This is a genomic window from Actinomadura kijaniata, assembly GCF_014138665.1.
In the GTDB taxonomy this organism is placed as follows: Bacteria; Actinomycetota; Actinomycetes; order Streptosporangiales; family Streptosporangiaceae; genus Spirillospora; species Spirillospora kijaniata.
In genome coordinates this window covers 149,616-162,341 of record NZ_JACJIA010000006.1, presented here as the reverse complement: position 1 = coordinate 162,341, position 12,726 = coordinate 149,616, and the positions used below count along the sequence as shown (strand labels likewise).

At 71.7% G+C, this 12,726-nt stretch carries 14 protein-coding genes; 5 read left to right on the top strand and 9 right to left on the bottom strand.

The features are described from left to right. Positions 1–128 precede the first annotated feature (128 nt). On the bottom strand, positions 129–338 hold the full coding sequence (locus HNR61_RS23425; RefSeq protein ID WP_182845345.1) for a hypothetical protein: 210 nt from the start codon (positions 336–338) through the stop codon (positions 129–131). Between the two features lie 169 nt (positions 339–507). On the opposite strand from HNR61_RS23425, the gene HNR61_RS23420 reads away from it, so the two are divergent. Continuing rightward, on the top strand, positions 508–654 hold the full coding sequence (locus HNR61_RS23420) for a hypothetical protein (protein ID WP_182845344.1): 147 nt from the start codon (positions 508–510) through the stop codon (positions 652–654). Between the two features lie 200 nt (positions 655–854). Here the strand turns inward: HNR61_RS23420 and HNR61_RS23415 are convergent, their stop codons facing one another. After that, the gene (locus HNR61_RS23415) at positions 855–2,657 is read right to left on the bottom strand and encodes an epoxide hydrolase family protein (protein WP_312898053.1); all 1,803 of its coding nucleotides are present in this window, start codon (positions 2,655–2,657) and stop codon (positions 855–857) included. A gap of 205 nt (positions 2,658–2,862) precedes the next feature. Here HNR61_RS23415 and HNR61_RS23410 point away from each other — a divergent pair, with 205 nt between their 5' ends. From HNR61_RS23410 to HNR61_RS23400, 3 genes are all read left to right on the top strand, one after another. Further along, positions 2,863–3,231, top strand: a complete 369-nt coding sequence (locus HNR61_RS23410; RefSeq protein ID WP_312898052.1) for a RidA family protein — start codon at positions 2,863–2,865, stop codon at positions 3,229–3,231. 307 nt (positions 3,232–3,538) lie between these two features. Continuing rightward, the gene (locus HNR61_RS23405) at positions 3,539–3,841 is read left to right on the top strand and encodes a hypothetical protein (protein WP_067814968.1); all 303 of its coding nucleotides are present in this window, start codon (positions 3,539–3,541) and stop codon (positions 3,839–3,841) included. A 125-nt stretch (positions 3,842–3,966) separates the two neighbouring features. Then, complete coding sequence (locus HNR61_RS23400; protein WP_182845343.1) at positions 3,967–4,188, top strand: hypothetical protein; 222 nt, start codon at positions 3,967–3,969, stop codon at positions 4,186–4,188. 262 nt (positions 4,189–4,450) lie between these two features. On the opposite strand, the gene HNR61_RS23395 is transcribed toward HNR61_RS23400, so the two are convergent. From HNR61_RS23395 to HNR61_RS23365, 7 genes are all read right to left on the bottom strand, one after another. After that, on the bottom strand, positions 4,451–5,143 hold the full coding sequence (locus HNR61_RS23395; RefSeq protein ID WP_182845342.1) for a response regulator: 693 nt from the start codon (positions 5,141–5,143) through the stop codon (positions 4,451–4,453). Between the two features lie 4 nt (positions 5,144–5,147). Then, positions 5,148–6,377 carry a sensor histidine kinase gene (locus HNR61_RS23390; RefSeq protein WP_182845341.1) on the bottom strand — a complete coding sequence of 410 codons (1,230 nt, stop codon included), beginning with the start codon at positions 6,375–6,377 and terminating at the stop codon, positions 5,148–5,150. Between the two features lie 18 nt (positions 6,378–6,395). Then, positions 6,396–7,178, bottom strand: a complete 783-nt coding sequence (locus HNR61_RS23385) for a CPBP family intramembrane glutamic endopeptidase (RefSeq protein ID WP_220509703.1) — start codon at positions 7,176–7,178, stop codon at positions 6,396–6,398. Positions 7,179–7,684: 506 nt separating this feature from the next. Then, a complete protein-coding gene (locus HNR61_RS23380; protein WP_182845340.1) occupies positions 7,685–8,443 on the bottom strand; it encodes a sterol desaturase family protein in 759 nt (252 codons plus the stop codon). A gap of 63 nt (positions 8,444–8,506) precedes the next feature. Then, the gene (locus tag HNR61_RS23375; RefSeq protein ID WP_182845339.1) at positions 8,507–9,739 is read right to left on the bottom strand and encodes an acetyl-CoA hydrolase/transferase family protein; all 1,233 of its coding nucleotides are present in this window, start codon (positions 9,737–9,739) and stop codon (positions 8,507–8,509) included. 77 nt (positions 9,740–9,816) lie between these two features. After that, a complete protein-coding gene (locus HNR61_RS23370; RefSeq protein ID WP_182845338.1) occupies positions 9,817–9,978 on the bottom strand; it encodes a hypothetical protein in 162 nt (53 codons plus the stop codon). Positions 9,979–10,163: 185 nt separating this feature from the next. Then, positions 10,164–11,315, bottom strand: a complete 1,152-nt coding sequence (locus HNR61_RS23365; RefSeq protein WP_182845337.1) for an epoxide hydrolase family protein — start codon at positions 11,313–11,315, stop codon at positions 10,164–10,166. A 63-nt stretch (positions 11,316–11,378) separates the two neighbouring features. On the opposite strand from HNR61_RS23365, the gene HNR61_RS23360 reads away from it, so the two are divergent. Beyond that, positions 11,379–12,356 (top strand): helix-turn-helix transcriptional regulator, encoded by a 978-nt coding sequence (locus HNR61_RS23360; RefSeq protein WP_182845336.1) that lies wholly within the window; start codon positions 11,379–11,381, stop codon positions 12,354–12,356. Positions 12,357–12,726: the final 370 nt, after the last annotated feature.

The window sequence follows — 12,726 nt, the reverse complement described above, 5'->3', positions numbered from 1 at the left end:
GACCCGGGTCGAGCTCTTCGACCCGGCCCCCGCGGGACCCCTCCTGGTCGAGGACGGGGACGTCCTGATGTCGGTGTCCGCCGACGGCACCGTGGCGGCGCGGGTCACCGGCCTGACCCCCGCCTCCATCACCCGCCTTCCCGCCCCCACCGAAGGACGAACCAGTGCCCGACCTGCGTACCAGAAAGCTCGATAACCTGTTCCGTCTCCTCGACACCGACCACGACGGCAAGGTCTCCCGGGCCGACTTCGAGCACGCGGCCGACCGCGTCGCCCACCACGCGGAGCTGGCCGCGTCGCTCTGTCCGCCCGGACCCGTCGGACGCGAGCGGTTCCACCCGCCGCGCGCCCCCTCCTCCCCCGGCCTGACCTCGCTGGCCGGGGCCGTCGCGGCGGCCTGCGACTCCGACAGCGACGCCGGTCTTCACCGCGGAGGTGCTGCACCGCGGCAGGCCGTCGGACTCGACCTTGGCGCGGTTACGCCGGCACCTCTCGCCGCGCCAGATCGTGGAGCTGCTGATCGTCACCGGGGTCTACACCATGATCGGCCGCATCACGACGGCGCTCGCCTTGGCCCCCGACACGGTGAACCCGGAGTCGGCTCGGAACTGGCCCCATGACCTGTACGGGTTTCCTGAACCCGACCATCGATGAGGCGGACCAGCGCCGCGTCCCGCCCCGCCGCGTCCGGGCCGGGACGCGGCGGGTAGCCGGACGGTGTGGAACGCCCATGAGCTGCGACGCCGTCCTCCCTGTGCGGCTCGCCGTAGCCATCGGGGGCCGGGCCGGGTCGTCGGGTGCAGGTGGTTCGCGCCGCCCTTGGTGGGGTGGCGCCGCGGCCGGTTGCGGATCGTTCAGGGTCTGCGGCCGTGGAAGGTGCGGCGCAGGTCGTTCACCCAGGCGTCGGGGTTCTCCCAGGGGATGAAGTGGCCACCGTGGTCATGGGCGTTGACGTTGACGTGGTTGAACCAGTCGGCCTGCGGGCCGGTCTTGAACGCCTGGACGCGCTCGTCGGCGGTGTGGATGCCGGGCGGGTTCTCGTAGGTGACGAAGGTGAGGCCGACCGGAGTCTGCACGACCGGGGTGCGGTCGTGGGCGGGGGTCCAGGGGTAGCGGTTGGCGTTGGCGTAGTAACGCATCGACGTGGCGATGGAGTTGTTCACCCAGTAGATCGTGGTATGGGTGAGCAGGTCGTCCTTGGTGAAGACGGACTCGAGGTCGCCGCCGTTGTCGCTCCAGGTGTTCCAGCGCTTGAGCAGCCAGGCGAGCAGTCCGGCGGGCGAGTCGCTCAGCCCGTGGGCCAGGGTGGCGCCGTCGAGCATGTGCACGGCGAGGTGGGACGCCCAGCGGTGGTCCAGTTCGATGATGCGGGCGCGGACGTCGGCGGGCTGGTCGTCGGTGAGGGGCCGGTTGTGGGCGAAGTCCCAGGCGCGGGGGCCGTTGAAGAAGTCGAGCGGCAGCCCGGAGCCGATGTGGATGCCGTACAGCTCGTCGGCGTACTTGTGGCCGAGCTGGCTGGAGACGATTCCGCCGATGTCGCAGCCCCCGGCGGCGTACTTCTCGTACCCCAGGGTCTCGGTCATCAGGGTGTGCCAGAGGTCGGCGACCTTCCAGAAGTTGACGTCCGGGAAGCCGGTGAGCGGGCCGGGGAACCCGAAGCCGGGCAGGGACGGCACGATGACGTCGAACGCGTCGGCGGGGTCCCCGCCGAACGCGGCCGGGTCGGCGAGCGGGTCGATCACCTTGGACCAGTGCCAGAACGTCCACGGCCAGCCGTGGGTGAGGATCAGCGGGATCGGGCGGGGGCCGCGGCCGGGCTTGCGCATGAAGTGCACCGGGACGCCGGCGACGCTCACCTGGTAGTGCTCGTAGGCGTTGATGGCGGTCTCGGCCTTGCGCCAGTCGTAGCCGTCCCGCCAGTAGGAGACCAGTTCACGGAGGTAGCTGTCCGGAACGCCGTAGGACCAGTCCCCGTTCCCCTCGTCCAGCGGCGGACGGGTCAACGCGAGACGGGCGCGCAGGTCATCGAGGACCTCGTCGGGCACGTGGATGGGGGTGGGTTCCAGGGGAAAGGCGTGCGGAGTGGTCAAGACGTGGTTCCTTACCTGGGTGAGCGGGAGCGGTGTCGTCGGCCGGTGGGGTGGCGGGAAAGGCCGGGCAGGCGACCGGTGCGCTCCTTTCGCCGCGACTCGGACCGCCGTGGCACCGGCGCGGACACTCAACGATTGTGACGACAGGACCTTTCCCCATTCTCTCCGGGGCGGCGCGCGTAGGTGATCATTCATGGAGCACGCCGCCGCGCGGCGGACCTCCACCGGCGCGCCGACCGGCTCGTCGCGGAACCCGCCGCGATGGGTGCGCCGCTTCTGGACCTGCGTGAACAGGCGCCGCGCGGCGCCGTCGTCGCCGAGGGTCGTCGGCCTGCCCAGGTGGATGTCGGCGACCAGGTGCGGCTTGTCGGGGTCGGGTAGCACCACGGCCTCGGGCCGGTGCTCCAGGGCCCGTAGCGCCAGGCACAGCGTGTGCAGCGCCGCTCCGCAGCTGATCATCATCTCGCGGCCGGTGGGGTCGGCGGCCTCCAGTCGCCGGTCGGCGTCGGCGCGCAGGCTGATGCGGGACCCGCGTACCGAGAACCGCCACGGCTGGGTGTTGTGCACCGAGGGCGCGCAGACGGCGGCGTCGATCGCCTGCCGGATGTCCTTGTCGAGCTGCTCCGGCAGTGCTGTGACCGGAAAGGTTCACCGGGTCGCCGGTCCTGCTCGTTTCGTGAATCGCCGTTGAGCATCGGGCGTTCCGTTTCGTAGCAGCGGCAGCTTGGAAACCCGTTCACCCCGTAGGACCGGATCACCTATCGTGCCTGCTGTGCAGATCACCACGCTGGATCCTCGGCCACGGTCCTACGGTCAGGGCGCTGTGGTCACCGACGCCACGAGGCTGGTGTTCGTGAGTGGCCAGGTCCCGGAGGACGAGACCGGTCACGTCCCGGAGGACTTCGACAGCCAGTGCCGGCTGGCCTGGCGCAACGTACTGTCCGTGCTGGAAGCCGCGGACATGACCGTGCGCAATCTGGTGAAGGTCACCGTCTTCCTGTCCGACCGGCGCTACCGGGAAGCCAACGCCCGAATCCGCCACGAAGTCCTCGGTGACCACAGTCCCGCCCTGACCATCATCATCACCGGCATCTACGACGAGGCCTGGCTGCTGGAGATCGAAGCAGTCGCGGCGGCCTGAGCGTCGGATTCCTGGCCTTGCAAGGGAATCGTGGCTCGTGTGGCGTCGCGCGGATCGGACCGGTCGAAGGAACGATGCGCGATCCCCAACGGGAAAGGCCCGGCGGGCTCATCGGCGAGCGCACGACAACGATGGCGAACGCGGTGATCGGTCGACGAGGCGGTCTTGTCACTCGCACGCCCCTGCGGTTCGCGCTACCGTCGCTGTCGATGCCCCTATGTCATGCGCGGAGGTCGGAGGTGATCACGGTGCACCCGGTCTTACGACAGCCCCAGCCCGGGGCGTCGCGGAGCCGAAAGGTGACCGTATGAGTAAGACCGACAAGACGCGGCCCTGGTGGGTGCGGATGGCCGACGCGCCGATGGTGACCTGTGTGCCCGTGCATGACCATCGGTTCGGGCCGTGCACGCTGCCGGACGAGATCACCGCCGACAGCGCGTCCCTGAACCAGCGCACCAGTGGCTGCCACTGGCGCGCCACCGCCTACTACGTGTTCGACTGCGGTGGCGTCGGCGGGGGCCGGGAGGGGTATCTCCTTCGGCGCCAGGACCGCCGCCGCAGCCGTCACCAAGCGCGCCGTGAGCTGCGCGCCTGGCGCGGCGAGGACTGAGGGAAGGCAGAGGGCCCGCATAGTGGCGGGCCCCGTTCTTTTTCCGTCCGCCGGCAATCGCCGCTTCACCGAAGGGTTCCAGGCCCGGTCTGGGCCAAGCGGCCGGCGCCCACGACGGTCACGGCTTGGAGTCGCTGCACGGCGATGAGGACCGCCCCGTCTGCGCCGTCGCGGGATCACGGCACGTATCACCCACCGGGGCGTCGAGCGCCGTCCTGGGCGTGAAGCAGGCCAAGACCCGTCAGGATCCAGAGCTGTTCGCCGCCCATGGAATCCTCGCGGCCGCCCACAGCAGCGCCGTCACCGATCACGGCGGCGACTTGCCGGGCCACCTGGCGTCCCATTGAGGCGGACGCGGTGCGGGTGCCGGGCATGGAGGTCGCGGGCGTGGTCACCGGCATCGGCCCCGCCGTCGGCCGAACGGTCGGTTGGGAAGCTGCTGAGGGTCTGTCGTGGGCCCGGACCTTCACACAACGCAAGTCCCAGAAGGGGCTTCTCCCTTCTTTTGCGTGAGAACGGGTCCTGAGAACGTATCCGGGTTCGGTAAGGGCCCGACCCGTCGGCGGGCGTCGTGCCCACCTCGGTGTCCGGGCCGATGAGCGCGTGGGTTCAGCCGGTGGAGGACACCAGCCCGACCCGGTAGGCGAGGACGACGGCCTGGACGCGGTCGCGCAGGCCGAGTTTGGCCAGGATCCTCGACACGTAGGTCTTGACCGTCTCGGGGGTGATGAAGAGCTTCGCGGCGATCTCCGCGTTCGACAGCCCCTCAGCGATCTGCCGGAGCACCTCCAGCTCGCGCGGGGTCAGTACCCGTATCACGTCCTCCCTGGCCGGCCGGGCGGTATCGGCCGGGCGCAGGTGTTCGGCGAAGTGGCCGATGAGGTGGCGGGTGACGGCGGGGGACAGCAGGGCCTCGCCCCTGGCGACCGTCCGAATGCCGTTGACCAGCTCCGCCGGGGGCGCGTCCTTGAGGAGGAAGCCGCTGGCCCCGGCACGCAGCGCGTCGTAGACGTAGGCGTCGACGTTGAAGGTGGTGACGACCAGCACCTTGGGTGGTGCCTCGGCGTCGGGACCGGCCAGTTGCCGGGTCGCCTGGATGCCGCCGAGCAGGGGCATCCGGATGTCCATCACCACCACGTCGGGACGCAGGCGCTCTGCGGCCTGGATCGCCTCGTGCCCGTTCTCGGCCTCTCCGACGACCTCCATGTCGGGCTGGGCGGAGAAGATGGTGACGTAGCCGGTGCGCACCAGTGCCTGGTCGTCGCAGACGAGTACACGGATCGGTGGCGGTGCGTCGCTCACGGGGTCACTCCGATGCGGGCTTGGACGGAATCGTGGCGTGGACCTCGAACCCGCCTTCGGGCCGGGGTCCGGCCTCCAGTTCACCATCGACCATCCGCGCCCGTGCGCGCAGCCCCGCCAGTCCACGCCCGCCCGCGGAGTGCGGCTTCAGCACGGCAGGTGCGGCCGCCGGGGAGGCGGTGGGCCCGTCGGTGGTCACCTTGATCTCGATGCGCTCCTCGCCGTGCCGGACCAGGACCCGTGTCGCCTGCCCGGCGGCGTACTTCATCGCGTTGGTGAGCGCCTCCTGCACCACCCGGTACGCGGCCAGCTCCACGGCCACGGACTGCGCTCGCCGCTCGCCCTGTTCGCTGAACTCGATCGGCTGCCCCGACCTGCGGGCCTGTTCGACCAGGTCCCCGAGCCGTCCCAGAGCGGGTGCCTGGTCCGCGCGCGCCGGGTCCGCGGACGCTGACTCGCCGGTCGCCTCCAGCACGCCGAGCAGGTATCGCAGCTCTGTCAGCGCCCGGCGGCCGGTGTCGCTGACGGCCGAGAGCCCCTCGCCGACCTTGTCCGGTGCGGAGGTGAGCAGGAACTGCGCCGCGTCCGCCTGGACCACCATGGCCGTCACATGGTGGGTGACCACGTCGTGCAGCTCGCTGGCGATCCGTGCCCGTTCTGCGGCCGTGGCCACTTCGGCGGCCAGCCGCCGCCGCTCCGCCTCTTCCGCCCGTCGTGTGCGCACAGTGCTCCCCACCAGCCAGAACGCGGCCAAAGTCAGATAGAACGCGAGATAGTCCGCGATGCCCTGCGGTGAGCCGAAGCGGTCCAGGACCAGGGCCAGCACGACATAGCCCGCACTCACCGCGCCCGCCAGACCACGGCGGAAGCGGACCTGGTGGGCCCCGGCCGAGTACAGGGCCAGATACAGCCCCAGACTCCCGAACGTCGTGGCGAAGCCCAGCGCCTGGTGCGCGGCGAACGCGCCCGCGATGACGGCCAGACAGCCCGCGGGCCACCGCCGGCGGGCCGCCAGCGGCAGGGTCTGGGCCAGGATCAGCCCGACGCTCAGCGCGCTCGCCGGCCGCTCGGGCAGATCCCCGATCTGGGCTCCGATGTTGGACAGGGTGGGCACGAAGGCCGACAGGGCCAGCACCAGGGCCAGGACGCCGTCCTTGAGGAAGGCGTCCCGCCCCTCCCACCAGTCGAGCGGCGCCCGGAGCAGCGGACGGCTCCAGGGCGCCTGAGGGGACATCACTACCGTTTCCTCCGGTCAGCCGGTCTGGGTGTGTCGTGCGGATCGACGGGGCGGCAGACGCCCGCCGCGGCGGGCGAGGACGAACATTGCGGCGGCGAGCAGCACACCGATGACGACGGACACCAGCGCCGCCTCCAGGCCGAAGCCACCGCCGGTCAGCACGGCCGGGCCATGCACGTCGACGGTGAACAGACCCTCGGAGGCGTGCCCGGAGACCGGGATGCCGAGCAGCTGCTCGGTGGTGTTCCAGGCGAAGTGCAGACCCACGACGAACCAGATGCTACGCCGCCACAGGAACGCGGCGCCGAGCATCACGCCGGCCTCCAGAGCGATCGCCAGCGCGCTCCACGCATTGGCGTCCGGAGCGCCCAGATGGGCGACGCCGAAGAACAGCCCGGTGATCACGATGGCGGCCCGGCTGCCCCACAGCTGCTCCAGGGCCTGCAGCGCGAGACCGCGGAACACCAACTCCTCGGTGACCGCGGCGCCGATCTGCACCATGACCGCGGACCAGACGACCGCCATGAAGCCATCGTCGGCCCAGGAGAACGAGTAGCCCCCGAACGCCGTGATCAGCAAGACGGACACCAGAACGAAGCCCAGGCCGAGCGCGCCGCCCAGCAGCGCCTCCCGGCCGGCTCCCCGCCGGGCGATCTCCGGCGTCGCGCGTCGCGCGACACGGCGCATGACCAGCCAGTACACGGCCACCGCGGCCACCGCGCCCAGCGCCGGAACCGGACCCGGACCCGTGGCGGTCAGGCCCGAGACCAGGCCGATGCCGACCATGCCCGTCAGCATCCAGCCGAGCGGAGAGCGGACGATCCGGTTGAGACGACCGCCGCGAGCGTGGGGACCGCCGGGGCCCGTGTCCGGGCCGGGGCTTTCGGCGTGCCGTTCGGTGGACGGTGTATTCATCGTGGCCTCCCCTGTAGTGGTCGCACGGGCTGCGACCTGCAACTACGCTAGGAATCCGGCGCCGTCCGCGAATCACCCGCACATGGACAGCCCCGGTAGCTCTCGCGGGGGATGCGTCCCGGGAAAGGATCGGGCACTGGCCTCGTAGGTGAGAAGCGGCGGCGTTCCGATGAGGCGGGGACGGGGCGGGGCTCAGCGCCCGTTTCTGACCGGGCAGCCGCGCGAGGGCTGTCGGCGGCGCGCACCCCAGCCACCACGACGTCAGCCGCTCCGCAGGCTCCTGCCCGGATCAGCGAACGCCACCTCCCGCCGGAGTCCGAAGATCCCGGTTCGGATGTCTGCGCGGCCTATCCGTTCGGTGTTTCCGGGGGGCTACGGCGGCGACCCCTTCACGGCCGGGCCGTGACCACCGCAGGGGCGGGGGCGCGGCGGGTCTTGTCGTAGGCGGGGTCGATGGTGCCGAACAGCCGGTCCCAGATGGTGGTGTAGAAGCCCAGGTTGACGCGGCCGTCGGCGTGGTGACCGGCGTGGAAGGAAGGGGTGGCCACCCACCGGAACAGCCGGCCGCCCCGCAGCCGGGCGGGCAGCGGCTCCACGCCCAGGTGCCCCAGCGTCCCGAACGCGGCGTTCAGGACGACGTAGCCGGCCAGCGCCCAGCCCGAGATCGTCCACAGCGACAGCACCGCCAGCCACATGCCGCCGAACCCCAGCACCTCAAGCGGGTGCAGCGCGAACAGCGTCAGCGGACGCGGGTCGTCGAAACGGTGGTGCAACCGGTGGACCAGGGCGTAGACCGTCCGGTGGTGGGCCGCGGCGTGCCCGGCGTACATCGCCGCGTCCATCACCAGGGTGAACCCCACCAGGTCGACCAGCACTCCGAGGCCGGTGAACCCCTCCAGCCGCAGGATCCCGTGACGCCACAGCCACCATCCCGCCACGGCCACCCCGGCGTTGAGCACGGTCGTCATCACCGCCAGCGCCACCTCCAACCGGGTGACCGGCGGGGAGAGGGTGGGGAGCGTGGATCGGCGTGCCAGCCGTCCACCGGCCATGACACACGCCCCGGTCAACGCGAAGTTGAACGCCAGCGACAACGCCGTCACGGTGAGGGGGTCGAGTTCCCTCGCCCACTGGGACAGACCGCTCACGGCACCACCTCCCGCCGGGGAGGGTGAGTATCCCACGCGGCTCCGACACTTCGGCGGGGCCGGTCAAAGGGACGCGAACCCCAGGGCGCGGCCGGCCTCGCGCAGGCCGTCGCGGGCGTCGGGGTGCGCGACGTGGTCGATCAGCTGCCGGGCCTGTTCGGCGGCGTCGCGGCCCCAGATCGTGGCGGTGCCCTGCTCGCTGACGACGAAGCTGTGCTGGAAGGAGGTCGCCGGGCCGGTCAGGCGCGGCACCACCGTCGACACCCCGGCCTTGGGGTGCCAGGAGGGCAGTGCGATGATCGCCCGGCCGCCGGGCGAGTGCAGCGCGCCGACCACGAAGTCGCTCTGGCCGCCGAAGCCGGAGTAGATCGCCCCGTTCACGCGGCTGGCGTTGGCCTGGGCGAACAGGTCGACCTCCAGCGCGGAGTTCACCGACACCAGGCGCGGCTGCCGCGCGATCAGGCCCGGGTCGTTGGTCTTCTCGGTGCGCAGCATCCGCACCCGGTCGTTGCGGTCGACCCAGTCGTACAGTTCCTGGCCGCCGAAGGCGAACGAGGCGGTGATGGGCGCTTGGGTGTCCAGCGCTCCGGCCTTCTCCAGGGCGAGCACGCCGTCGCTGAACATCTCCGACCACACCGCCAGGCCGCGGCGGTCGCGCAGCGACTCCAGGACCGCGTCGGGGACCGCTCCGATCCCCAGTTGCAGCGTGGCGTTCTGCGGGACCAGGGCGGCGACCCGTTCGGCGATGGTGCGGGAGACCTCGCCGGGCGGCCTGGGGGTCGGCGACGGGAGCGGCTCGTCGACCTCGATCGCGTAGTCGACCTCCTGCTCGGCGAGGACGGCGTCCCCGTGGGTGTAGGGCATGCGGCGGTTGCACTGGGCGATGACCAGACCGCCGCGCGCCCGCACCGCCTCGATCGCCGCCGGCAGGATGTTGACCTCGATGCCCAGCGACACGGTGCCGCCGGCCGGTGGGGACGTCTGCACGATCACCACGTCCGGTGGCAGCTCCCCTTTCAGCAGGAGCGGGACCAGCGACAGGCGCGAGGGCAGGTACCGCAGTCCCCGGCGGCCGCGCATGCCCGCGCCCACGAAGGGGGTCTCCAGCACGACCCCGGCGCGGTCGGGCAGGTCCCCCTGGGCGTTCAGCATGAACAGCCGGTACTCGGCGACCGCCTCGTCCAGGATCTCCAGGGCCCGCCCGGGGGTGGCGAAGTTGCCGCCGGCCACCACCCGCGGGCTGCCGGGCAGCCGCGCCAGCACCGCGGCCAGTTGTGACTCGGAGATGATCCGCACCGGTCCCCCTTCGTCGGCGTCCTCGCCGTCGCTTCCATGATCGCATCCGGTCGGTCAGGGGTGGTCGCCCGGTGGGGTCAGGCGTCGTGGTGCCGGATGCGCCGCCCGGTGATCCGGGTGGGGACGATCCGCAGGAACGCCTCCTCCCCGCCGGGCCAGGGCCGCACGTCGGCCTTGAGCACCGCGGCGCGCTCCCCCTCGATATTCGCGACAAGCCAGGCGGATCGGTGTGCCGGCACCTGCCCCATGAGGCGTTCGCTTTCCCCCGTGGGAGCTTCCCGCGTCGCCGGCATCGACGGCCGGGGCGTCCACTACTGCTTCTGCGACCGAGCCCACCGCGCCCTCGACCGTGCCCGGCCGGCAGGCCGATGGCTGCGCGCCATCGGCCTGCCGGTCCCGTGCCCTGTGCGGCCCGGTTGGAGGGTTAGCCCAGGCTCCGGAAGAACGCCCGGAGGTCGGTGATCATCAGGTCGGGGGCCTCCAGGGCCGCGAAGTGGCCGCCCCGCTCGAACTCCGTCCAGCGCACCACGTTGTGCGTCTGGTCGGCCAGCGGGCGGACCGAGAAGTCGGTGGGGAACACCGCGACCGCGGTCGGCACCGTTCCGCGTTCCTTGGGCGCCCACATGGTGAAGTCGTTGAACCGCTCGTAGTAGGTGTGCGCCGCCGAGCCCGCGGTGCCGGTGAACCAGTAGATGCTCACGTCGGTGAGGATCCGGTCCCGGTCCACCGCGTCCTCGGGGAGCTTGGCGGCCGGGGCGGTCCAGTCCTTGAACTTCTCCACGATCCAGGCGAGCTGACCGGCGGGAGAGTCGTGCAGCGCGGCCGCGATCGTCTGCGGGCGCGTGCCCTGGAGCTGCATGTAGGCGCCCAGCTTCTCCTGCCACTCCTTCATCCCGGCCAGCCGCTCCCGCTCGGCCTCGCTCAGCGAGCCCATGACCGCCGGGTCGCCGTTCGGGAACGTGAGCAGGCCGTTGACGTGCACACCGATGACACCGTCCGGTGCGGCGCTCCCCACCAGCGGGGCGATGAACCCGCTGACGTCGCCGCCCTGCACGCCGTACCGGTCGTAGCCGAGCCTGGACATCAGTTCCGCCAGCGCCGCGGCGGTGCGGCCGTCGGTCCAGCCGGGACCGGGCAGCGGGCCGGAGAAGCCGTACCCCGGCAGCGACGGGATCACCAGGTGGAAGGCGTCGGCGGCCTCGCCGCCGTGGGCCACGGGATCGGTGAGCGGGCCGATGAGGTCGAGGAACTCCACGATCGAACCGGGCCAGCCGTGCAGCAGCAGGAGCGGAGTGGCGCCGGGCTCGGCGGAACGCACATGCAAAAAGTGCACCTGCGCGCCGTCCACGACGGTGGTGAACTGCGGATAGGCGTTGAGCGCCGCCTCCTGGGCGCGCCAGTCGAAGCCGTCGGCCCAGTAGGTGGCCAGCTCCCGCAGGTAGCCGGTCGGCACACCGCGCTCCCACCCGGTGCCGGGCGGCTCGGGGACCCAGCGGGTACGGCGCAGCCGCTCGTGCAGGTCGTCCAGGTCGGCCTGCGGGATCTGGACGCGGTAGGGCTGGATCTCGTTCGTCATGTCCGTCACGATATTGATAATTGGTGACAGTTTCAGGCACCGATTGCGGCGACAATGGTGCCCATGTTGGAGACTTCCGCGCGACTGCTGCGCCTGCTGTCGCTGCTGCAGGCGCGCACGGACTGGACCGGCACCGAACTCGCCGACCGGCTGCAGGTCGGCCTGCGCACCGTGCGGCGCGACGTCGAACGGCTGCGCGAGCTGGGCTACCCGGTGAACGCCACGCCGGGCGTGGCCGGCGGGTACCGGCTCGGGGCGGGCGCCGCCCTGCCGCCGCTGCTGCTCGACGACGAGGAGGCCGTGGCGGTGGCGATCAGCCTGCGCACCGCCGCGACGGGCAGCGTCGCCGGCCTGGAGGAGGGCGCGGTACGGGCGCTGGCCAAGCTCCAGCAGCTCCTGCCCGCCCGGCTGCGGCACCGGGTGGAGGCGTTGCGCACGGCGACCGTGGCACTGCCCGGGGCGGCCGATCCGCAGGTCAGCGCCGATCTGCTGGCCGCGGTCGCCGCCGCGTGCCGCGACCGGCGCCGGATCCGGCTGCGCTACCGGGGACGCGACGGCCTCACCACGCGCGAGGTCGAGCCGCACCAGCTGGTGCACACCCCGCGACGGTGGTACCTGGTGGCATGGGACGTGGCCAAGGCCGACTGGCGCACCTTCCGGGCCGACCGGATCCAGGAACCGCTCGGATCACCGGGGGCACGCTTCACACCGCGCACGCCGCCCGAGCGGGACACCGCCGCCTATGTCTCGCACGCCATCACCTCGGCGCCGTACACCTACCAGGCCCGCATCCTCTTCCACGCCCCGCTGGAGACGGTGGCGCCCCGCACCTCGCCCGGCGCCGGACGGCTGGAGGCCGTGGACGCGCGCACCTGCCTGTTCACCGCCGGCTCGAACTCGCTGCGCGAACTGGCGGTGCACGTGGCGGTGAAGGGGTTCGACTTCGAGGTGCTGGACCCGCCGGAGCTGATCCCGGTGCTGCGCGAGGTCCGCGACCGCCTCGACCGGGCCGCGACCCTGTCGAACCCCGATTCCAGCTGATCCCCACGCGCACGACAGGAAAGCCGACCGCCCAGCCGGTCACGCTGCCCCCTGGCCGAACCCCACCCGCGACCGCCCGCCCCCGAAGCCAAAACCGAACCGGCCCGCCACTACCTGGCCGTTCAGAACACACCGGCAAGCAGCCCCCACGGCACGCGGCAGGGAGCCTCAGCGACACCTCACCCCGGCACCAAAAGGTCGACATCCGAGGTCGGAGAACCAGAAAGCGCGCAGGTCAGCGCCGACCGGATCGGCTGGGGGCGAGGCCTGCGCGACAGTCGGGATCATCCAGCATGCCAACCAGACGGTCACGCCCCGCTACCTTGCATCTGATCGTCCCGACCCGAGCGAAGGGCCTCGCAGGGGCCGG

What these genes read in the sequence shown, in the direction of transcription:
- HNR61_RS23405 (WP_067814968.1), top strand. Translation starts at nt 3,539, where the DNA reads ATGAGTAAGACCGACAAGACGCGGCCCTGGTGGGTGCGGATGGCCGAC.
- HNR61_RS23390 (WP_182845341.1), bottom strand. Translation starts at nt 6,377, where the DNA reads ATGTCCCCTCAGGCGCCCTGGAGCCGTCCGCTGCTCCGGGCGCCGCTC.
- HNR61_RS23385 (WP_220509703.1), bottom strand. Translation starts at nt 7,178, where the DNA reads ATGCTGACGGGCATGGTCGGCATCGGCCTGGTCTCGGGCCTGACCGCC.
- HNR61_RS23365 (WP_182845337.1), bottom strand. Translation starts at nt 11,315, where the DNA reads ATGACGAACGAGATCCAGCCCTACCGCGTCCAGATCCCGCAGGCCGAC.
- HNR61_RS23360 (WP_182845336.1), top strand. Translation starts at nt 11,379, where the DNA reads ATGTTGGAGACTTCCGCGCGACTGCTGCGCCTGCTGTCGCTGCTGCAG.